This is a genomic window from Edaphobacter sp. (assembly GCF_035532915.1).
Taxonomy (GTDB): domain Bacteria; phylum Acidobacteriota; class Terriglobia; order Terriglobales; family Acidobacteriaceae; genus Edaphobacter.
In genome coordinates, this window is record NZ_DATKQC010000075.1 from 1 (window position 1) to 22,258 (window position 22,258).

Sequence of the window (22,258 nt, forward strand, 5' to 3'; positions counted from 1 at the left end):
AGGTGCTGGCCAAGCAGTACAACGAAGCCGCCACGGACGACTCGGCTCGTCAGGTAGCCCACCGCTTCGCCGACGAGATCATCTTCCGGCTCGGCGGCGGAACTCCCGGCATTGCCGAAACCAAAATCTACTACGTCAAGATTGGCGGCGGCAGCAAAGAGATTTGGTCGATGGACTACGACGGAGCCAATCAGCATCCCGTCACCCATCTCGGCACCGTCTCCATCTCTCCGCGCATCTCGCCCGACAACTCCCGCCTCGCCTTCTCTTCGCTGGGCAAGCATGGTTTCCAGATTCGCATGTACTCGATGCTGCTCAACCGCATGGTCAGCTTTCCCGAGTCAGGCGGTACCAACATCTCGCCTGCGTGGTCTCCTGACGGAAAGAACGTCGCCTACTCTTCGTCCCGGACTGGCGACCCGGAGATATGGATCTCGGACCCCGATGGCAGGCTCGCGCGGCGCATCACCAGCTTCCGCGGCCCCGATGTCTCGCCTGTCTACAACCCCAAGACCGGAGCGCAGATCGCCTGGGTCAGCGGCCGCACCGGCCTGCCCCAGATCTACATCATGGACACCGACGGTTCCGCAATTCAACGCATGACCGACGGCGGCTACGCCTCTTCTCCCTCGTGGTCGCCCGACGGCCGCTTCATCGCCTTCGCCTGGAACCGCAAGTATGGCCCCGGCGCTCCCGGCGGACAGGACATCTACGTGATGGAGATCGCCACCAAGCGGTGGATTCAACTCACTCACGACCAGGGTCCGTGCGACTTCCCGTCATGGTCGCCTGACGGCAGGCACATCGTCTACGCTGCCAGCGCCACCGGTAGGACCGCTCAGAACAAAATCTGGACCATGCTCTCCGACGGAACCCAGAAACATGCCCTCACCGGCACCGGCGGAGACATGCCAAACTGGAGTTGGAAATAAATATTTTTGTCCACCTGCGAAAGTTGTTTCGCAGCCAACTTTGATTGTTTGAGATACTGCTGCTGAGCAAGGGAGATACGATGAACGTAACGCGAATTAAAATCAATAGGGCCATACTGCTGGCTGCAACCGTCATTGCATTGGGAGCCGTCACCGGCTGCCACAAGAAACATAGCGGCATCAACCCGAACAGCCTCGGGCCCGCGGAGACGAGCGGCGTAGCCCCCACTGCCACCATCACTGCCGACCCCACGGCCATCGACGTTGGCCAGTCCGTCGTCCTCAATTGGCGCACCGAGAACGCCAACAACGTCACCATCGACGGCATCGGCCCGGTAAACGCCAACGGCACCCAGACCGTGTCTCCTTCCACCTCGACCAACTTCCATCTCACCGCGAAGGGCGATGGCGGGACCGCCGAAGCCAATGTCCGCGTCACCGTACGCGTGCCCGAAGCTCCCACAGTTCCCGCCAACGAGAACGGCGACATGGGCAGCGACGAGGTCTTCCACCAGAACGTCAAGGACGTCTTCTTCGACTACGACAGCTACGACCTCCGTCCCGATGCCCAGGCCTCCGTCAGTCAGGCTGCCAGCTATCTGCAGGCGCACCCTGCCATCAAGGTCGTCATCGGCGGCTACTGCGATGATCGTGGATCGGCCGAGTACAACCTCGCGCTCGGCGAGAACCGCGCCAACTCTGCCCGCACCGCGCTGGTCAATGCCGGAGTCGCCGCAAGCCGCCTCCGCGTCATCAGCTACGGCAAGGAGAAGCAGTTCTGCACCGACGAGAATGAGAGCTGCTGGCAGCAGAACCGCCGTGCGCAGTTCTCCCTCGATCGCTAGTCCAGCGTAGTTTTCAATCACCCTCAGCCCTCGTGCATTTTGCCCATTTCACTGCACGGGGGCTGACAGCATCCCCTTGAAAGCCGAGCGTCGCCCATGGCCAACCAAAAGAACAAGCTTCCCTCCGCCCACAAATCGATCCGTCTCGCCTCGGTCGCCCTTCTCGGCACCGTGATGGTCTTTACCCCTCCCGCCTTCGCCGCCAACCGGGACATGATCCAGCTCCAGACCCAGGTGCAGCAATTGCAGGATGCCGTCGCTCGTCTCCAGCAGACCAACGACGAGCGCATGGGAGTCATGAAGGACCTCGTCCAGCAGAGCGCCGACGCCGTCAACAAGATGTCGTCCAATATGGACGATCTCAAGAAACAGATGCTCGATCAGCAGACCGCGCAAGGCAACAAGGTCGATCAGGTTTCAGGCCAGATCCAGTCCATGAATGACTCCATCGACGAGATGAAGGCACGCATCGGCAATCTCGAAAAGCTGCTTCAGAACATCCAGAACCAGCAGCAGTCGATCAACGCCAACATGCAGAACGCGCAGCCTGCCGCCGGCTCCGGCATCCCGGATAACTCCGCAGCCGCTCCTGCCAACGCACCCGCCGACTCCTCCGCGCAGCCCGCCCCCAACACCGGCGCTGACGGCAAGCCGCTCGCCGGAACACCACTGCCCGCCGACAACAGCGCTCCGGCAGCTCCTCCCGCCGACGAGCTCTACAAGACCGCCCTTGGCGACTATATGTCCGCCAAGTACTCGCTCGCCGCCTCAGAGTTCGGTGACGTCACCAAGAACTATCCTGACAATCCCCTTTCCGGAAACGCCTTTTACTATCGCGGAGAGATCGACTATCGTGCCGGACACTATGCCGATGCCATCAAGAACTACGACAAGGTAATTGACCAGTACCCCGCCAGCAACAAGGTCCCGGTGTCGCGCCTGCACAAGGGCAACGCGCTGATCGCCTCCAAGCAGACGGCAGACGGCGTCCGCGAGCTCCGCAACCTCATCCAGCGCTTCCCCAACTCTCCCGAGGCGATGCAGGCACGCAGCAAGCTCAGCGGCATGGGCGTCCCTGTAAAGCCACGCCGCTAATCCGACCCATCAGACAATTCAAAAGCAGGGCAACTCAGGCAATTCTTGCTGGGTTGCCCTGCTTTTGTCAGGGCGGTACATTGGCTTAACGATGTCAAATATTCCTAACGCACTCGACCTCTTCCGTCTCGACAACAAAGTAGCCCTCATCACTGGAGCCGCCAGCGGTCTCGGCGCAGCCATCGCCACCGCCCTCTCGCAGGCCGGAGCCGCTGTGGCCGTGCACGGCAACCGCCGCCCCGCCGACGACACCGCCGCCGCCATCAACGCCGCCGGCGGCCGCGCCGAGGCCTTCCAGGCCGACCTCTCCAGCACCACGGGAGCCGAGACACTCTTCCATCAGCTCAAGCAAAAACTGGGCCGCGTCGACATCCTTATCAACAACGCCGGAACCATCCACCGCAACGCCGCCGAAGACACCCTGCTCGAGGATTGGCAGCAGGTCGTGCAGGTCAACCTCACCAGTGTCTTCCAGCTCTCGCAGCTCGCTGCGCGCGACATGATCTCACGCAACGCGCCCGGCAAGATCGTCAACATCGCCTCTCTCCTCAGCTTCCAGGGCGGCATCCGCGTCCCGGCCTACGCGGCCAGCAAAGGTGGAGTGGCACAGCTCACCAAGGCTCTCGCCAACGAGTGGGCACCTAGGGGAATTCAGGTCAACGCCATCGCTCCCGGCTACTTCGCCACCACCAACACCGAAGCCCTGCAAGCCGACGAGACCCGCAACCGTCAGATCCTCGAGCGCATCCCCGCCGCCCGCTGGGGACAGCCGCAGGATCTCGCCGGAGCAGCCCTCTTCCTCAGCTCCAGCGCAAGCGACTACGTCACCGGAACCATCGTCACCGTAGATGGCGGATGGATGGGCCGCTAACACCGGAAAACTTTACCTCGCCCATGGCATCCAACCTCACAGGAGATTCCTGCCATGGGCGAGACGAATACATACCAGATGCATCAACGGGCCGCTGAGTTCCACCTTCAGGCGGCACACGCACACAACGCGGCAGCGGTGTCTCACAACAAAGAAGATCATCTCAGCGCCCACGAACTCTCGCGCCAGGCGCACGAGCACTCCGCAAAGGCCTTTGAGGCTTCGCAAAAACTCTTAGCTGAGTTCAATCCCGAAAAATAAAACTGTGAACTCCGACGCAGCTCATCGCGTCAGAGTTCACAGTTTCATTCCTACTCCAGCTCAAGCCCCGGCAACTCCACCCCGCCGCGTTCACTAGAAATATAAGCAGCCTCCACCGTCCGCATCGTGTCGATCGCATCCTCCACGCTCGTCGGCAGCGTCTCCGCTTCCCCCTGCGCATAAGCCTGCAGCGAACCCATCGACCCCATGAACGCATCGGGAAACCAGTTCCCGCTCACCGGCCCCTCGCTCCATCCAGCATCGCCGCGAACAATGTACTCCAGATTATCCGGCAGCCCCACCGGATAGTTCAGGTTCACGCCCATCCGCGCTCGCATCGCGCCCTCCATCCCCTCCCACTGCACAAAGCTGCGCTGCATCTTCGGGTCGAAGTCGTGGCTATGGTTCGCCGCGATAAACACGCGCTTGTCATCGCCGTAATCGAACGTAATCACGCTCTTGGTCGCCGCAAGCTCGGCCGTCCGCGGACTCCTCACCGTCTTCGCATACACGCCCAGTGGATTTCCAAACCAGCTCCGCACCAGATCGACATAGTGGATCGAGTGATAAAGAATCTCCAGCCGCGGCGCCGTCTTCAAAAAGCTCCAAAGCTCCCACGGCATGTGGCAGCTCACGGAAACTTCCATGTCGTGCACAGCACCCATCGCACCGGCATCGTAGAGCGCACGCGCCGCCAGCATATTCGGAGCCCACCGCAACTGAAAGTTCACCGCCGCCGTCAGCCCCTTGCTGCGACAGAGCCCCAAGATCTCCATAGCCTCGGCCAGCGTCTCTCCCATCGGCTTCTGCAGCAATACCACCGCTCCATCCGGCAACTGCGGCAGTACCACCCTCTGCGCCGGGGCCGGGACCGTACAGTCGAACACCGCATCCTTCGGCGCATAGGCCACCGCCTCGGCAATCGTCCCGGCCACAAACGGAATCGCAAATTTCTTCGCCAACGCCTCCGCCTTTTCGCGGTCCTTATCCACCACCGCGACCACAGGAAATCCCGCCTTCTTGTAGGCCGGAAGGTGAGCATCGTGCGCAATTCCACCCGCGCCCACCAGCACAATCGGCCGCGCCACCTTTGGCCTGGGAGCCACCGCCTCCCGCATCGCCTTCTCGAAATCCATCCGTCCTCCCAATCACTAATGCAACAGCCATTCTATTGTTAATATCTCCACACGCCCAACGCTTCTACGGCAGCCGCTTGCAACCCATCGCCGCGCACCGTACCTTGGAACCAGCATGTCGTCCACGCTCGAGCTCGCACTTTTCTCCTGCCTCCTCCTCGGCTTCCGCCACGGCTTCGACTACGATCACCTCGCCGCCATCTCCGACATCACCAGCGTCCAGCGCAACTGGCGCGAAGGCATGAAGCTCGGCCTGCTCTACGCTCTCGGCCACGCGCTTACTGTCGCGCTGCTCGGCTCCGCCGTCATCTTCCTTCATCTCTCGCTCCCCGCGCATCTCGACGCCCTCAGCGAACGCCTCGTCGGCGCTACGCTCATCCTCCTCGCCATCTATGTGCTGGTCACCTTCCTTCGCCGCAAACCCGGCAGCGAGCATCACCACCCCATCCCCCGCAGCCGCATCGCCCTGCTCATCTCCGGGGCCCGCTACACCAGCTGGCAAGTCCGTCGCCGCTTCAATCCCTCCACACCGCAGCCCGAACCCTTCGCCTTCCAGTACAACCGAAGCTCCGTCTTCGTCGTCGGCATCATCCACGGCCTCGGCGCCGAAACCCCATCACAGCTCCTTCTCTTTCTCCTCGCAGCCAACCTCGGAGGCACCAGCCGCGGCTTCATCGGCCTGCTCTCCTTCATCATAGGCCTGCTGATGATGAACACCCTGATGACCGCATCCGCCTCAGGCATCTTCGCCGGCGCGACCAACCGCCCGCGCATCCAAACCGTCGTCACCTCGCTCACCGCCGCCTACAGCTTCATCATCGGAGCCATCTTTCTCTTCGGCATCTCCGACAAGCTTCCCCCACTCCTGCACTAACGAGAACTTCTTATGAGCACAGCGCCGATCTACGCCACCTACCCCAGCCTTGTCGATCAGGTAGTCCTCATCACCGGCGGAGCCTCAGGCATCGGAGCCTCTACCGTCGAGCAGTTCGCCCTGCAAGGCGCTCGCGTAGCCTTTCTCGACGTAGCCGACACACCAGCCTCGGCATTAGTCGACGACCTGGCACAACGCTCGAAGCACGCGCCCCTCTATCACCACTGCGATCTCACCAGCATCGAAGACCTGCAATCCGCGATAGCCGCCATTACCGAGCAGCTAGGCACGCCACGCGTCCTCATCAACAACGCTGCCAATGACGAGCGTCACCGCTTCGAGGATGTCACTCCCGCCTCCTGGAACGCAGGCATGGCCGCCAACCTCCACCACCAGTTCTTCGCCGCACAAGCCGTAGCTCCCGGCATGAAGGCCGCTGGCGGAGGCTCCATCATCAACATGAGCTCCATCTCGTGGATGATCCCCACAGCGCACCTCTCCGTCTACGTCACCGCCAAGGCAGCCATCACCGGCATGAGCCGCTCCATGGCCAAAGACCTCGGCCCCGCCAACATTCGCGTCAACGCCGTCCTTCCCGGAGCCGTCCTCACCGAGAAACAGCAGCGTCTCTACATGTCCTCTGACTACGAACAGGAGCTCTTCAAGGTGCAATTCCTGAAGCGTCACGTCCTGCCCGACGAGGTCTCCCGCCTCCTGCTCTTCCTCGCCGCCGACGACAGCTCCGCCATCACCGGCCAGGACTACATCATCGACGCCGGCTGGATCTAACCGCCGCACTCGATAAACTATCTCCATGCTCCGAGTTCCCTACGCCGACCTCTACGCTATCCTCCTCAAAGCCATGCAGCAGCTAGGCCTCCAGGGCGAACGCGCATCCCTCTGCGCACGCCTCTTCGCCGAGACCACACGCGACGGCGTCTACACCCACGGCCTCAACCGCTTCCCCCGCTTCTCCGCCATGGTCCGCAACGGCAGCATCGACGTCGCCGCCGAACCCGAGCGCACCGCCGCCTTCGGCAGCATCGAGCGCTGGGACGGCCATCGCGGTCCCGGCAATCTCAACGCCTACGCTGCGATGCAGCGCACCATCGCCCTCGCCAAACAAAACGGAATCGGGGCGGTAGCCCTCGCCAACACCAACCACTGGATGCGTGGCGGAAGCTACGGCTGGCTCGCCGCCGAGCACGGCCTCTTCGCCCTCTGCTGGAGCAACACCCTCGCCAACCTCCCCGCCTGGGGCACCGCCATTCCCACCGTCGGCAACAATCCTCTCGTCATCGCCGTACCACGCCCACAGGGACACGTTGTGCTCGATATGGCCATGTCGCAGTTCTCCTACGGAACTCTCGATGCCTATAGCAAGCGCCATGCTCCCCTCCCCGTCCCCGGCGGCTACGACAACGCCAGCAACCTCACCACCGACGCCGCAGCCATCGAGGCCTCGCAGCGCGCCCTCCCCATCGGCTACTGGAAGGGCTCCAGCCTCTCGCTCGTCCTCGACATGATGGCGGCCATGCTCTCGGGCGGCCTCGCTACCCATCAGCTCCCTCTCGACCCCATGCGCGAAGCCGGTCAGTCCCAACTCTTTCTCGCCGTCGATCCCTCTCACCTCGGCGCGGCCGAAGAGCTCAACCAGATCGCCGAAGGCGTCATCGCCAATCTCCACGGCATCACCCCGCTCGACCCCGCTCGACCCTTGCGCTATCCCGGCGAACAAACTCTGCAACTCCGCGAAGAGAATCTTCGTCTCGGCATTCCTGTTGACCCCGAACTCTGGCACCAGGTCCGTACCGCTTCATAGGCCCGCGCCGTGCCATAAGACCATCGAATCGGTTAACCTGTCAGTAGACAACGAGTCCGTTCTTTTTCGTGTCATAACTCAAGATGGCGAGAGCAATTAAATTCGCGATAGTGACAGTCTGCCTGCTCTGCATCCTCGCCGTGTGCATTGCGCCGCTGGTCGATCTCCCCGCGACGAATCTCCGCGCCTATCAGGTGGCAGCAATCCTGCTCTGGGGATTGATCGCCACCGCCTTCGCGCTCGCCGCCTTTTCTTCGAAGTCTCTCGTCAGTACATCGATTACGTCGCTTCTACTCCTCCGTCGAAAGATAGAGTGGTGGATCGACTCTCCCATCGAGCTCTCTTCCATCCTGCGATGCTAGAAAAGTTCTGCCCTCTTTCCAATCACTCCATAACCACGCAGGCGGATCTCTCAATTCAGTCCGCACTGACCGCAGGGAGAAAAGGTGAAGACTTCAGAAGTACTACACGCGTGGGCCGGAATCCTCGAAGGCCGAAGGCCGTCTCTCTCCATTGAAATCACGAAGGAGTGCCCGCTTCGCTGTCCCGGTTGCTATGCCTTCGACGACGCTCACCTTGGCGACAGCGAAACCACCCTCCGCCAGCTATCCGATTTCAAGGGAGACGCTCTGGTCCAGGGCATCCTCGACGTCGTCGACCGCTACCGTCCTCTCCATCTTTCGCTCGTAGGCGGAGACCCGCTGGTTCGCTACCGCGAGCTGGAGCTTCTCCTGCCCGAACTCGACCAGCGCGGCATCCACGTCCAGATCGTCACCAGCGCCTTCCGCGCCATCCCCAGGCACTGGGCCGACCTTCCCCGGCTCAATCTCGTCGTCTCCATCGACGGCCTCCAGCCCGAGCACGACGCCCGCCGCAAGCCCGCCACCTACGAACGCATCCTCAAAAATCTCGAGGGCGCACGCGCCACCATTCACTGCACCATCACCGGCCAGATCGCCGACAAGCCACACTACCTCGAAGATTTTCTGCGCTTCTGGACCGCACGCCCCGAGGCCAAAAAGGTCTGGATGAGCCTCTTCACGCCGCAGATCGGCGCGGAAGGCCCCGAGATCCTCACCCCCGAAGTCCGCGCCGCCGTCATCGCTGAACTTTTACGCCTGCGTCCTCTCTATCCCATCCTCGACATGCACCAATCCTGCATCGAGGAGTTCCGCAACCCGCCAAAATCGCCCGAAGAGTGCATCTTTGCCCTCACCACCCACACCGTCTCCGCCGACCTTAAGACCGCGATTACACCATGCCAGTTCGGCGGCAATCCCGATTGCTCGCAGTGCGGCTGCATCGCCTCCATGGGTCTTGCGGCAGTCGGCCATCATAAAGTTGCCGGAAACCTTACCGCAGGTCGTATATTTATGGTCTCCGACCGTATTGGCACGGGCGTGAGGAAACTTTTAGCACAGCCAAGGAGAGCCTCATAGCGCGATGACCCAATACCTTGCCGAAGAGCCTATCCAAGTACACGTCACCAGCACGGGCCATGCAGCGGTAGCGAGCTCTGTGGTGAGCCCGCTCGAAGCCGATCTCCGTAAGCAGCTCGCCCGCATCGGCAAAGCCATGCATCGCGTCGGCTATACCCCCGCGACCGCTGGCAATCTCTCCGTGCGTCTCGATAGCCAGCGTATCCTGGCCACACCAACCGGCTGCAGTAAATCTCTTCTGCAACCCTCCGACATGGTCATCGTCGACCTCGACGGCCACAAGCTCTCCGGCCACCGCAAGGTCACGAGCGAGATCGGCATGCATCTCGCCGTCTACCGCGCGCGTCCCGACGTGCAGGCCATCGTCCACGCGCATCCGCCCGTCGCCACTGCGTTCGCAGCCTGTCGCAAGCCGCTCGACCAGCCCATCTGCTCCGAGATCATGATGACCACCGGCCTCGTCCCACTGGCGGAGTACGCCACCACCGGCACCGAAGAGGTCAGCGAAAGCCTTCAGCCCTTCGTCCTCACCCACGACGCCATCCTGCTCGCCAACCACGGCCTGTTGACCTACGGCGATACCCTGATGGACGCCTTCATGAAGACCGAGACCGTCGAGCACTTCGCCCAGGTCTGCCTCGCCGCGCATCAGCTCGGCGGTGCGGTTCCGCTCGAAGACGCCGACCTCGAAAAGCTGCGCCGCGCCAAGTCGCGCTACAAGCGAAACGCCTCCGACGATCCCTGCAGTGCCTGAGTTTTCTTAAACACCACAAGGGGCCGCCCTCAAAACTCGCGGCCTCCCGTTAGTCCCATATGCATTGCAATTTGACGAGCTGAACGGTAGTTTGCTGCATCGGTTCAGAGGAAACTCTGATGCTTGAGTCGCGGATACAGCCTCACCATCGTCGCCACCTCGTTCAACGTCCTTAACATCACCCACAAACGCACCCGCATCTACACCCCGCGCACCAACGGCAAGGCAGAACGCTTCATCCAGACAGCGATCCGAGAATGGGCCTACGCACGTCGTTACGAGAACTCTGCCGAGCGCTCTTCTTCCCTCAAACCATGGACCCACCAATACAACTGGCACAGACCTCACGCCAGTCTCAACCAACTTCCACCCATCTCCAGAGCAGGCCTCGATGACAACAACCTCTTGACGCATCAGACCTAGCCCCCGAGGGTATGCCTCACTCGCTTATCGCCGCTGAAAATCCGGCGACCCAAGCAACAACCCCGCCATCCCCTCAGCCTCCCTGTCATCCTGCGTCACCGAAGCCTTCACAACTCTCCCCGCCGGAAAACTCTGCGCCGCGAACTGTCCCAAAACCGTAGCCCGCGTATGCTCGCTCGCGGGCTGCTCCAGCAAAATCGACTCCAGCCTCTGCTCCTTCGCCGCCGCACTCTCCTCCGGCATCTGAGCCTCTCCAAGCAACGCTCGCCAATCGGTCTGCACACCGCGCATCTGCCCACCACTCAAAGCCAGCGCAAAGTTCATCCGGTCCACCAGATCGCCCGTATTCACCCACCCATCGGCCTTCCAGCTATACCCATTCGGAGTCTGCATCCCATACAGCGGCATCCCCAGCCGATTCAGTGCGGCCACAAGAGGCTGAGCATCCGTCACCTCCGCTCCGCTCGCCCGCACCGCCGACACCACAAACTCCACCGGAGTCTTCACCTTCGCCCGATACACCTCCGGCGACCAGAACTCCGGCGAATCGAACATCGTCCGCAGCACCACCTTGATATCGCCATGGCTCTTCACAAATGCCTTCGCCATCCTGTCCACCAGCGCCGGAGGCGGCGTATCGCTCACAAACCGCACCGCCAGTTGCGTCGAGATCAACCGCGCCGTCGCCGGACTCGTCGCCAGCATGTGCAGAACTTGGAGCCCCTCGTCCTCGCCGCCGTCTTTAATCTTCTTCCCCAACACCATCTTCGTGCCCGGCTCGTGCCGCCGCTCGTCGAACTTGTACACCGAGCCTTCATCCGGCCGATCAACCGTCCATCCCGTCAGCGCCTTCGCCACCTCAATCACATCCTGCTGCGTATACCCCTTGCCGCACGCCTTATCCAGCCTCTTCGCCGAACGGTCCGCGCTCACCTCGCACTGCACGCCGATCGTGTGCAGCTCCATCAGCTCGCGCCCATAGTTCTCGTTCAGCCCACGGTCCTTCAGCGCCTGCTTCCCCTGCGGATTCTTTGCTCGCTGCGCCGCACGTGCCGCATTCTGAGCCACCAGCGAATCCGGCCCGATGCTCTGCCAGTTATCCAGATACACCAGCATCGCCGGATTCTTCGCCGTCGCCACCAGCAAATCTTCAAACTTTCCCAGAGCATTCGGTCGAATCACGTCCCGCTCAAACGCGGGGAGCAGGTACGGCTCATTCTGGTTCTTCCGCAGATACACGTTGAAGTGGTTCAGCCAGAAATCCGTCATCACCGCCTGCAACTGCCGCTCGCTATAGATGTCGCGAATCATCCGCGACTGCAACACCTCCGCGTCCACCATCTGCGGACCACCCTGCAAAGCCGCGAAGGTCTCCCTCTGCTCCGGGCTCAATCCCTGCCGCAGCAACGCCAGGTCTCGCGGCTTCAGGTTCCTGCGAAACGCAAGAAACTCCTCCGGCGACATTCCCACAATCCGCTGCATCCGCGCATCCGGCGGCAGGTTGATCACCTTCACCGCATCGAGGTCCGCATACAGCTTCTCCTCCCGCGCAGCCGCATCCATGCCATTGCCGGACGCCGCTGCGCTGCCCTGCATCCCACCCGCATCGGCCATCCCATCTCCCTTGTTCAACGGAGACCCCGGCTGCATCGCGGCTTGAGTGTTTGCACCTTGCGCATTTGCCCCCTGCACATTCGACCCCGCAGCCTCCCGCTTCGCCTTTTGCGCCTCCATCCGCGCAATCTCATCCCCATAGATCGCATGTTCCACCCGATCACCCGGCAGCGCCGCCCCGGTTCGCATCATCTGCCGCAGCCGCTGCGGCGTCGGATACCGCTCCATCAACTCCGTCTGCGAGATCCGCATCGCCGGAAACATCGCCAGCCGCGCATCCAGTGCCGAGTCGTCGATGCTCGCAGGATTCAACTGCCGCTCAAACCACCTTCGCAACCCCATCGCCTCGACCGCCGCCACCTCCCCCGGCCTCGGCCCAAACGTAAACCGGTTCAAGGCATGGACCACCCTCTCCCGCCCATCAGCCCGCTCACCCTTCTCCGCCCGCACCCCCGCCGCCATCGGCTGGCACGCCATCAAACCCACCAGCGCAAAGCCCGCAACACGGGACACCCTGCCCACAACCTCCTCGGCAAAAAAACGGACACTCCTCATCCCATCCCTCTCCTCGCGACGCGTCTCCGTCATCCGCGTCGATGCCATCATCTCAAGCCTTCTGCAAGCTCAAACCCCCACGCCTTCGCGCAGTTGCGCCCTATCCCGACTTAATCCCTTTATCCTGTCAAGCGGAAATACCTCATCCAAGACATGGAATAAAACATGTAAACGACACATATGACAAGCGTTGAAACATCAAAAATAGATATCTCGAAACTGCAAAACAGTTCCTCTCCGTTCGCTACAATAAGAGCAGCCAATAGAAAGCACTTAGACCCAGCGATCTACGCTGGGCCTAAGTGCTTTATAAACAAGACTTTACAAATTAAGTCTTTTGAATGCAAGACTTTACCGGAAAAGTATCCCCCCGGGGGTACTTCGGAAGCAAGCTCAAGTACCTAGAAGATCTGGAAATTCACCTCGATGTTCAGCTCCACCAGCACAGGCTTTCCGTTCTCCATCGCGGGTTTGAACCGCCACTGCTTCACTGCCTCGATCGCCTTCTCATCCAGCCCCATGCCAATTCCGCGAACGACATGCACATGGCTGGGCATGCCCTTCTCGTCGATCCACAGGCCGACCAGAACGTTGCCGGCGACCTTGGCCTTGCGCGCCTCCTCGGAAAATTCCGGCTCAACCGAATAAATCACCGACGGAGGCGAGACGCCGCCGCCGATCCGTCGCGGACCGCCGCCGGTATTTCCGCCCGAGCCCGGCCCAAGTCCGGAGCCATTGCCCGAGCCCAGTCCGGTGCCGTGCCCATTGCCCATCGACATGCCCACCAGTGGCGAGTTGGCAACGCCGATCTGCGGAATGCTGCTTGCCATGTGCACGTCCTTCTGCACCTCGATGGTCGGCGGAATATTGATCTTCGGCTGCTCCAGCGGAGGAGCCTTTGGCGGAACAATCTGCTGGTCGGCGAACTTCGGCGGCGTCCCCTTCGTCACCGGAGTCGTGTCATGCTGACCGCCGCCGCCGCCCATGGACTTCGCCTTGATCGGGGCCATCGGTGGAACATCGACCTCGGTCAACTGTTGCGTCTTGACTGGAGCCGCAAATTTGATCTTCTTCGCCAGCAGAAAGACGATCAGCAGGATCACCAGGCCATGAAGAACCACCGCAATCGCCGTCGAGGTCGGATCGCGCTTCACCTTCATCCGGTCGACCACGGCAATCGGCTGCGACTCAAGCTGCAGCGGCGGCAGCTTCACCGGGAAGAACACATCGCGCACGCTGCTCCACAACGAGGCGAGAGTGCCCTCTTCCGTAATAATCAGGTCGGTCTCTACCGGCTTCGACTCAAGATCGAGCGGTGCTTCCTTCTTCGTGCTGAAGGCGTCGCGAAGATTGCCGAACAGCGAAGCCCACATCGACCCTTCTGTCTCCTCGTTCAAATGAGGAGCATCTGCCGGGCGTAGCTCCGGGGCCTCGTGCTCTGGTTCGTTTTCATGCGGAATCATAGGTATGTCAGCCAAATTCTCTCGCCTCAGCCTGCAGGATCGGATGAGAACCGTTCCACCGGCGTTTTTCGAAGTTCGCGCGCATCGTTCCCTCTGTCTACGTTCCCGGTCTTCCGCCGGTTTTTGTCCGCTTCAACAGCAAGGCACTTGGCTCCACAAGCATTCTACAAACAATAACCCGACTTCGCTCGTTCCATTGGACGCACTTCCTGTCCCGAATGTCTCTTCCGCACCTCATCCGTCACCCCGGACGCCGGATACAATAAGAGTTTGGCGCAAACCGTACATCTGTCTAACCGCAATCAAGAGGAACGAATGCCGGAAGTATCTGATTCAAAGCCCAAACTCGACCAGTCCGTGAAGCCGCTGAAGTCTACCCTGAACCTCCCTCAGACCAGCTTCGCCATGAAGGCCAATCTGCCCGTCAACGAGCCGCTGCGCCTCGCGGCCTGGCAGCAGCCCAACGCCGAGGGCAAAGATCTCTACGCCCAGATTCGCGCCGCCCGCGCCGGTTCGCCCAAATACATCCTCCACGATGGACCTCCCTACGCCAACGGAGCCATCCATCTCGGTCACGCCCTCAACAAGTGCATCAAGGACTTCGTCGTCAAGACCAAGACCATGGCGGGCTTCGACTCCCCCTACGTTCCCGGCTGGGACTGCCACGGCCTGCCCATCGAAATCAAGGTAGACGAGCAGTTAGGCCGTAAAAAGCTCGAGATGGACCCCCTCGCCGTCCGCAAGGCCTGCCGCGACTACGCGCAGAAATACGTCGACCTCCAGCGCAGCCAGTTCGAGCGCATCGGCGTCTTCGGCCGCTGGAACGATCCCTATCTCACGATGTCCTTCCCTTACGAGGCCAGCATCGCCGAGACCTTCTACGACTTCTTCGAGAAGGGCTTCGTCTACAAAGGCCTCAAGCCCGTTTACTGGTGCATCCACGACCGCACCGCGCTCGCCGAGGCCGAGGTCGAGTACGAGCAGCACACCTCGCCCAGCGTCTATGTCCGCTACGCCCTCACCAGCGATCCCGCGACGATCGATGCCAACCTGGCAGGCAAAAAAGTCTATACCATCATCTGGACTACAACTCCCTGGACGCTCCCAGCCTCGCTCGCTGTAGCCTTCAACCCCGAGCTGGACTATGTTGCCCTCAAAAACACCGACGGCAATATCTATATAGTTCTCGAAGTCCTAGCCGCTGCGGTCAAAGCAGCCTGCAACCTCTCCGAAGCCATCGAGATCGCCCGCTTCAAAGGAGCGAAGTTGGATCGCGTCACCTTCCAGCATCCCTTCCTCGACCGCGAGGTCCTCGGCGTCACCGCCGACTACGTTACCGCCGAGCAAGGCACCGGAGCCGTCCACACCGCGCCTGCTCACGGCGTCGACGACTTCTACACCGGCAAGCGTTACGACCTGCCCGAAGTGCAATATGTAGATAACGCGGGTAAGCAGCGCAACACCGAACTCCACGGCGGCCATCCCGGCGAGCCTTACGACGGCCTCACCGTCTTCAAGTCCAACCCGGTCATCATCGAACTGCTCAAAGAAAAGGGCGCGCTCCTCAGCGCCACCAGCTTCGAGCACTCTTACCCGCACTGCTGGCGCTGCCACAACCCCGTCATCGTGCGCGCCACCGAGCAGTGGTTCATCGGCATGGAGACCCCGATGCCCAGATCTGCCACAGAACTGGGTGCCCCAGGTCTCGATTCTGAGACCTGGGTTTCCACTAGTGCTGGAGCTACCACCTTCCGCCAGCGCGCACTCGACGAGATCAAGAAAGTCGTCTGGGACCCGGCATGGGGAGAAGACCGTATCTCGAACATGATCGCCACCCGGCCCGACTGGTGCATCTCCCGCCAGCGCATCTGGGGCGTGCCCATCGCCGTCTTCCTCTGCGAAAAGTGCCACACGCCACTGAACGACAAAGCCATCAACAAAAGCATCGTCCAGCTCTTCCACAAAGAAGGCGCCGACGCCTGGTACACCCACGACGTAGCCACGCTGCTTCCCAGTGGAACGAAGTGCACCTGCGGCAACGAAGAGTTCCGCAAGGAGATGGACATCCTCGACGTCTGGTTCGAGTCCGGCGCAAGCTGGCACGCCGTCCTCGAGCACGAACCCGAACTCAACTACCCAGCCGACCTCTATACCGAGGGCGGAGACCAGCATCGCGGCTGGTTCCACTCATCGTTACTCACGTCGGTAGCCGTTAACGGAATCGCCCCCTACAAAATGGTCGCCACCTCCGGCTGGACGCTCGACGAACAAGGCCGCGCCTTCTCGAAGAGCCTTGGCAACGGAGTCGATCCTGTCGACATCGCCAAGCGTCTCGGCGGCGAGATCATCCGCCTCTGGGTCGCCTCCGTCGACTTCCGCGAAGACGTCGCCGCCAGCGAAAACCTGATGCAGCGCGTCAGCGACAACTACCGCAAGCTGCGCAACACGCTGCGCTTCCTGCTCGGCAACCTGCACGACTTCGACCCTGCCACCAACAAGGTCGAGTTCGCGCAGATGGAGCCGTTAGACCAGTACATCCTGGCCCGCACCGCCGAGCTCGACACCAAGATCCGCGCCGCCTACGACGACTTCGAGTTCCACCGCGCCTACCACGCACTCAACGAGTACGTGAACACCGACCTCAGCGCGCTCTACCTCGACGTTCTCAAAGACCGCCTCTACACCTTCGCCCCCAATCATCCTGCACGCCGCAGCGCGCAGACCGCTTTGTGGCGCATCGCCGAAGCGCTCACCCGCCTCATCGCTCCCATCCTCAGCTTCACCGCCGACGAGGTCTGGCAACTTCTACCTAAAGTTGAAGGCCGTGAAACCAGCGTCCACATCGCGCTGTTCCCCAATATCGCCGAAATCGTTCCCGGTAACGTCAAGCACATCGAAGAAGACTGGGAACATTTGCTCGCAGCGCGAGATACCGTCCTCGTCTCACTCGAAGCTGCACGACAAGACAAGCTTGTCGGCAAAGCTCTCGATGCCAAGGTGCAGATCGAAGCCAGCGAAGCTCTGCTCTCCCTCCTAAAGAAGTACCAGACAAGCCTCAAAGAGCTCTTCAACGTATCGCAGGTTGAGCTTGCCCACGTCGAGCGTGACGACTCACAACCGCACGTCACCACGGTCGCAGCCGATGGCATCAAGTGCGAGCGCTGCTGGAACTACACCACCGACGTAGCCAACGACGCTCGTTATCCCACCGTCTGCCTGCGTTGCGCCGAGGCCCTTGAAGCTATCGGTTTCGCACCCTACACCGTCCAACAAACAACGGAGTCGCAAGCCTAAATGTCCCTCACCACACACAGCAAACGGGACAGCCGCATCCCTCTTCTTCTACTCGCCGCGCTGGTCGTCGTCGCAGACCGCTGCAGCAAGCTCTGGATCGTCCATCACATCAATCCCGGCTACGCTATCACGGTCATCCCCGGAGTCTTCCGCCTCACTCACGTGCTCAACACCGGCGCGGCGTTTTCGCTCTTCGACTCGGCCTCGCCCATCGTCGTCCGCGACAGCCTGATCGCCTTCTCCGTCATCGCCGTCATCATCGTTCTGGGAATGCTCTGGCGCGTTGGCCGCGATCTTTCGCTCACGGGGATCGCCCTTGCACTCATCCTCGGCGGAGCGGTCGGCAACCTCTACGACCGCGTTCGTTTCTCCCACGTCGTCGACTTCCTCGAGGTACACATCGTCCACTACCACTGGCCCGACTTCAACGTAGCTGACAGCTGCATCGTCATCGGCGCGTGCCTTCTGCTCATCGAAATCTTTCGACCGCAACAGAACTAAAGCCCTTGAACTTGCGTACTTTGTAATAATGCGCAACCGAGAAGAAAATACTCCCTCTACGTCGCTCGAAGAAGTACGAAGTTCAGCGCCACTCAATGCCCTTGGGCTACTGATCTCGCTGCTGGCCGTGATCGTCGTGTTCCTCCCCTTCGCGGTCAACACGTCGCCACTCGATGCCGTAACGCTGAGAGTTCCCGGCCATCAGGGAAACTGGTGGCATGCCCTTGTGGGCGCGCCGTTCTTTCTGGCATTCCCTCTTCTCTGGCTTCGTCTGCGCGCGTTGTTTACAAACCGGCTCTCCACGCCTGGCGGACGACGCATTCTCTGGATCGTGATTGGTCTTTCGATCTTCGGAACGATTCTGGTCGAGCTTCCGTTTCTGCTGCATCTCGCCGGAACGAGCGCATGGCAGCGCCTCGCGGTGCTGAGCCTGGGTCTTGGCATCGTCATCGCCAGCGCGGCCATTCTCTATCTGCGCAGACGGCATATCTTTCGGACTCCAACTCGCGCCTGTCTAATTGGATTGGATACCGCTTATCTGGCCAACGCGGTGCTTTGCCTCATCGTCTACAGCGATGCCAAAGGCCCGATCGGTTCAAGAGCCGGCTGGCTGGTAACGATGGTGATTGTGTGGCCCATGCTGCTGGAGACGATCTGGGCCTTCGTTCAGACTTCAACGGCGTAAGCGCTGCAATCCTATGTTGCGTGATGCCGCGTATCCCGGTTAATTAGCATTTCCACACCTCATGCCTGAAAATAGAAGTTTGGCCATGAGTGAGCAAAAAAACGATCAGATCACAATCCGCGGCGCACGGACCCACAACCTCAAGGGCATCGACGTCGACATCCCCCACAACGCCCTCACCGTCGTCAGCGGCGTCAGCGGTTCGGGCAAGTCTTCGCTCGCCTTCGATACCGTCTATGCCGAGGGCCAGCGCCGCTACGTCGAATCGCTCTCTGCCTACGCTCGCCAGTTTTTAGAGCGCATCGAAAAGCCCGACGTAGATTTTATGGATGGCCTCGCTCCGGCCATTGCCATCAAGCAGAAGAACCAGACCCGCAATCCCCGCTCCACGGTTGCGACCGCGACCGAGATCTACGACTATCTGCGCCTGCTCTACGCCCGCTGCGGCACGGTGACCTGCCTGCACTGCGGCGGCATCGTCAAACACGACACGGTAGACGAGATCGTCTCCTCGCTCCTTGCCCTGCCTGAAGGCACGCGAACCTATGCGCTCTTCCCAATCGAGCGCGCCGAGATCAAACTCGAGCCGATGCAGCAGGCCGCGACCGAAACAATCGCAGAAGACGCTCCCAAGCCGAAGAAGACCGCCGCAAAGAAATCCGCCAAAACTGTAGCCACTCCCAAGGTCGTCGACATCACTGATGCTCTCAAGGAGCGCCTTACCGAGCTGCGCCGTCGCGGCTACAACCGGCTCTTTCAAGCGGGCAAGGTCGTCGAGTTCTCCACGCCGGAATCGCTGCTCGAACTCGACTTCGCGAAGCCCATCTTCGTCCTCGCAGATCGACTCGCCATCAGCCCCGATGCCCGCGCACGTATCGTCGATGCCATCGAGACCGGCTACCGCGAGTCCGGTGAGATCCAGTTCCATACCGTCGCGCGTGAAGACGAAGAAGAGTCGCAGCACCTCCGCTTCTCGGCGGCCTTTGAATGCACCACCTGTCATCGCGCCTACCGCGAGCCCGAGCCGCGCCTGTTCTCCTTCAACAATCCCTATGGCGCCTGCCCGCGCTGCCAGGGCTTCGGCAACACCATCGACTTCGATCCCAACCTCATCATCCCCGACAAGTCGAAGACATTAAACCAGGGCGCCATCGCTCCATGGACCACCACGAAGTACCGCCCGCATCACGGCGAGATGATCCGCGCCGCGAAGGCCGCGAAGATCCCCACCGATACTCCCTGGTACGATCTGACGCCTGACCAGCAGCGCTTCATCGAAGACGGCAGCGGCAGCTTTCCCAGCATCCGCGGTTTCTTTGCCGCGCTCGAACGCAAAAAATACAAGCTGCACGTTCGCGTCTTTCTCTCGAAGTATCGCGGCTATGCGCTCTGCCCCGACTGCCGCGGCCAGCGTCTCCGCGCCGAAGCTCGCGCCGTCCTCATCAACGATCGCAATATCTGCGAGACCTCTGCGCTCACCATCACAGGCGCACAGGAGTTCTTCGATAATCTGCAGCTATCACCGGCACAGACCGAGATCGCCGGAAAGATCCTTGAAGAGGTCCGTCAGCGCATTCGCTTCCTGCATCAGGTCGGCCTCGACTACCTTACGCTTGACCGCCTCAGCTCCACGCTCTCGGGCGGCGAATCGCAGCGCATCCAACTGGCGACTTCATTGGGATCGCGCCTCGTTGGCGCACTGTATGTACTGGATGAGCCCAGTATCGGCCTGCACACCCGCGATACCGCTAAGCTGATTCGCATCATGAAGGACCTGCGCGATCTCGGCAACACCATTCTTGTCGTCGAGCACGATCCCGACGTCATCCGCGCTGCCGATCATCTTCTCGACCTCGGTCCCGGCGCGGGCGAACTCGGCGGCCACCTGCTCGCCTCCGGAACCGTCGCCGAAGTTACCGCCAATCCCAACTCCATCACCGGCAAATATCTCTCCGGCCGCGCCACCATTCCCATTCCCCGCGCTCGTCGCGAGCCGGGCCGCGAGCACCTCAAATTGACCGGTGCGCGCATTCACAACCTGCGCGGCGTCGATCTCGATGTGCCGCTCAACCTGCTCTGTGTCGTCACGGGAGTCAGCGGCAGCGGCAAATCCACCATCGTCCACCAAGTGCTCTATCGTGCGCTGATGCAGGCGCTTGGCCAGACAGAGGGCGGCGATCCGGCACACCTCTACCGCGAACTCTCGGGTACGCAACATCTCAACGACGTCATCCTCGTCGATCAGTCGCCCATCGGCCGCACTCCGCGCTCCAATCCCGTCACCTACATCAAGGCCTTCGACGATATCCGCGCCCTCTTCGCTTCGCAGCCTGATGCCAAGCGCCGCGGCCTCACCGCTGGCCACTTCTCTTTCAACGTTCCCGGCGGACGATGCGACGTCTGCGAGGGGGATGGCACCGTCACGGTCGAGATGCAGTTCCTCGCCGACATTGAGCTACCCTGCGAAGAGTGCAACGGTACCCGTTACAAATCCGCCACCCTCGACATCAAGTACAAAAATAAAAACATCTACGACGTGCTCAACATGACCGTCAAGGAGGCGCTGGTCTACTTCGCGGGCCATCCCAGGATCGTCGACAAGCTCTACGTCCTCGATGAGGTTGGCCTCGGCTACGTCAGGCTTGGCCAATCCGCCACCACGCTCTCAGGCGGCGAAGCGCAGCGCGTCAAGCTGGCCTCGCACCTCGCCACCGCCCGCAGCATCAGTTCACGCTCAGCCACGAACGAGGCGGCAGCCAAGGCCCGCAGCCGAACCCTCTACATCCTCGATGAGCCGACGACCGGTCTCCACTTCGACGATGTCGCCAAGCTGCTTGCAGCCTTCCACAAACTCATCGAAGGCGGCGGCTCGCTGCTGGTGATCGAGCACAATCTCGACGTCATCAAGTCCGCCGACTGGGTCATCGATATGGGCCCCGAAGGCGGCAGCGGCGGCGGCCAGATCGTCGCCACCGGCACGCCGGAAGAGATCGCGGCCAACCCCGCCAGTCACACCGGCCACTGGCTTGCTCCTGTTCTCCATCTCACTCCGCCACTCGCCGAATCAGAGCTGCTGACGACGTCGTAGCGGATCCTCAATCGGAGGCAACGGTAAGGTCATCGTCTTTCGTCTCGCGAATCATGAGCAGCCCCACAAAGGTGAGCACCGCCGAGGCCGTGAGATAGTAGCCGACGTATGGCAGCCCATAGGTCTTTGCCAGCCACGTCGCGGCATAAGGAGCGAGCGAGGCTCCCAGAATTCCAGCCATGCTGAACGCAAGAGAGCTGCCGGTATAGCGAACCGGAGTGGGAAACAGCTCGGACACCACCGTACCGAGCGGGCCGTAGGTCATGCCCATCAGTGCAAGTCCCAGCGCCATCATCACCGTCGCTCCCACCGTGCCCGCAGTGAAGAGCGGCGCAAGCACAAAGCCAAAGAGGCCGATGAGCACTGTCGTCCCCATCATCACCGGCTTCCGTCCCCGCTCAGCAATTAGCGCCGAGACAGGAATCAGAATCGCAAAGAAAAGAATGCCAAAGAGCTGAATGAGCAGAAAGCTGCCGCGACTGTAATGCAGTGCGGTTGTTCCCCACGACAGCGCAAACACCGTCATCAGATAAAACAGAACGAAGGTCGCGAGGCAAACCAGAATCCCCGCCACAAGCGCACGCGTATGTCGCCGCAGAACGGTAA

Annotated in this window: 19 protein-coding genes and 1 pseudogene; 16 read left to right on the forward strand and 4 right to left on the reverse strand. The window is 61.1% G+C overall.

Features of this window, described 5'->3' with window-relative positions; all coding sequences use genetic code 11:
• The 5 genes from VMU57_RS03920 to VMU57_RS03940 form a co-directional block, all read left to right on the forward strand.
• Positions 1-932: translocation protein TolB (locus VMU57_RS03920; RefSeq protein WP_325380990.1), on the forward strand; the 932-nt coding region annotated here is incomplete at its 5' end.
• Positions 933-1,012: 80 nt separating this feature from the next.
• The gene (gene pal, locus VMU57_RS03925; RefSeq protein WP_325380992.1) at positions 1,013-1,777 is read left to right on the forward strand and encodes a peptidoglycan-associated lipoprotein Pal; all 765 of its coding nucleotides are present in this window, start codon (positions 1,013-1,015) and stop codon (positions 1,775-1,777) included.
• Positions 1,778-1,873: 96 nt separating this feature from the next.
• A complete protein-coding gene (locus VMU57_RS03930) occupies positions 1,874-2,872 on the forward strand; it encodes a tetratricopeptide repeat protein (RefSeq protein ID WP_325380994.1) in 999 nt (332 codons plus the stop codon).
• 91 nt (positions 2,873-2,963) lie between these two features.
• Positions 2,964-3,743, forward strand: a complete 780-nt coding sequence (locus VMU57_RS03935; RefSeq protein WP_325380996.1) for a glucose 1-dehydrogenase — start codon at positions 2,964-2,966, stop codon at positions 3,741-3,743.
• A 54-nt stretch (positions 3,744-3,797) separates the two neighbouring features.
• Positions 3,798-4,004, forward strand: coding sequence for a hypothetical protein (locus VMU57_RS03940; protein WP_325380998.1), 207 nt, complete (start codon positions 3,798-3,800; stop codon positions 4,002-4,004).
• A 50-nt stretch (positions 4,005-4,054) separates the two neighbouring features.
• Here the strand turns inward: VMU57_RS03940 and VMU57_RS03945 are convergent, their stop codons facing one another.
• On the reverse strand, positions 4,055-5,140 hold the full coding sequence (locus VMU57_RS03945; protein WP_325381000.1) for a Gfo/Idh/MocA family oxidoreductase: 1,086 nt from the start codon (positions 5,138-5,140) through the stop codon (positions 4,055-4,057).
• 115 nt (positions 5,141-5,255) lie between these two features.
• Between VMU57_RS03945 and VMU57_RS03950 the strand changes: the two genes are divergently transcribed.
• The 7 genes and pseudogenes from VMU57_RS03950 to VMU57_RS03980 form a co-directional block, all read left to right on the forward strand.
• Positions 5,256-6,014 (forward strand): hypothetical protein, encoded by a 759-nt coding sequence (locus tag VMU57_RS03950; RefSeq protein ID WP_325381002.1) that lies wholly within the window; start codon positions 5,256-5,258, stop codon positions 6,012-6,014.
• A gap of 12 nt (positions 6,015-6,026) precedes the next feature.
• Entirely contained in the window at positions 6,027-6,803 is a 777-nt protein-coding gene (locus tag VMU57_RS03955; RefSeq protein ID WP_325381004.1) for an SDR family oxidoreductase, read from the forward strand.
• A gap of 25 nt (positions 6,804-6,828) precedes the next feature.
• Positions 6,829-7,836: a 3-dehydro-L-gulonate 2-dehydrogenase gene (gene yiaK / locus VMU57_RS03960; protein ID WP_325381006.1), complete on the forward strand. Its 1,008-nt coding sequence runs from the start codon at positions 6,829-6,831 to the stop codon at positions 7,834-7,836.
• A gap of 83 nt (positions 7,837-7,919) precedes the next feature.
• Positions 7,920-8,198 carry a hypothetical protein gene (locus VMU57_RS03965; protein WP_325381008.1) on the forward strand — a complete coding sequence of 93 codons (279 nt, stop codon included), beginning with the start codon at positions 7,920-7,922 and terminating at the stop codon, positions 8,196-8,198.
• Between the two features lie 84 nt (positions 8,199-8,282).
• Complete coding sequence (locus tag VMU57_RS03970) at positions 8,283-9,275, forward strand: radical SAM protein (protein WP_325381010.1); 993 nt, start codon at positions 8,283-8,285, stop codon at positions 9,273-9,275.
• A gap of 4 nt (positions 9,276-9,279) precedes the next feature.
• Positions 9,280-10,029: a class II aldolase/adducin family protein gene (locus VMU57_RS03975; protein ID WP_325381012.1), complete on the forward strand. Its 750-nt coding sequence runs from the start codon at positions 9,280-9,282 to the stop codon at positions 10,027-10,029.
• A gap of 171 nt (positions 10,030-10,200) precedes the next feature.
• A pseudogene (locus VMU57_RS03980) lies at positions 10,201-10,452 on the forward strand (integrase core domain-containing protein); the annotation flags it as partial.
• Between the two features lie 24 nt (positions 10,453-10,476).
• Here the strand turns inward: VMU57_RS03980 and VMU57_RS03985 are convergent.
• Positions 10,477-12,672 carry a DUF1800 domain-containing protein gene (locus VMU57_RS03985; RefSeq protein ID WP_325381014.1) on the reverse strand — a complete coding sequence of 732 codons (2,196 nt, stop codon included), beginning with the start codon at positions 12,670-12,672 and terminating at the stop codon, positions 10,477-10,479.
• A gap of 350 nt (positions 12,673-13,022) precedes the next feature.
• Positions 13,023-14,099 carry an energy transducer TonB gene (locus tag VMU57_RS03990; protein WP_325381016.1) on the reverse strand — a complete coding sequence of 359 codons (1,077 nt, stop codon included), beginning with the start codon at positions 14,097-14,099 and terminating at the stop codon, positions 13,023-13,025.
• A 300-nt stretch (positions 14,100-14,399) separates the two neighbouring features.
• On the opposite strand from VMU57_RS03990, the gene ileS reads away from it, so the two are divergent.
• The 4 genes from ileS (at position 14,400) to uvrA (ending at position 21,652) form a co-directional block, all read left to right on the forward strand.
• Entirely contained in the window at positions 14,400-17,378 is a 2,979-nt protein-coding gene (gene ileS / locus VMU57_RS03995) for an isoleucine--tRNA ligase (RefSeq protein WP_325381018.1), read from the forward strand.
• Entirely contained in the window at positions 17,379-17,879 is a 501-nt protein-coding gene (gene lspA, locus VMU57_RS04000) for a signal peptidase II (protein ID WP_325381021.1), read from the forward strand.
• 28 nt (positions 17,880-17,907) lie between these two features.
• Entirely contained in the window at positions 17,908-18,564 is a 657-nt protein-coding gene (locus VMU57_RS04005) for a hypothetical protein (protein ID WP_325381023.1), read from the forward strand.
• Positions 18,565-18,649: 85 nt separating this feature from the next.
• Entirely contained in the window at positions 18,650-21,652 is a 3,003-nt protein-coding gene (uvrA, locus tag VMU57_RS04010; RefSeq protein ID WP_325381025.1) for an excinuclease ABC subunit UvrA, read from the forward strand.
• Positions 21,653-21,659: 7 nt separating this feature from the next.
• On the opposite strand, the gene VMU57_RS04015 is transcribed toward uvrA, so the two are convergent.
• Positions 21,660-22,258, reverse strand: a 599-nt coding sequence (locus VMU57_RS04015) for an MFS transporter (RefSeq protein WP_325381026.1), incomplete at its 5' end; no start/stop codon positions are given.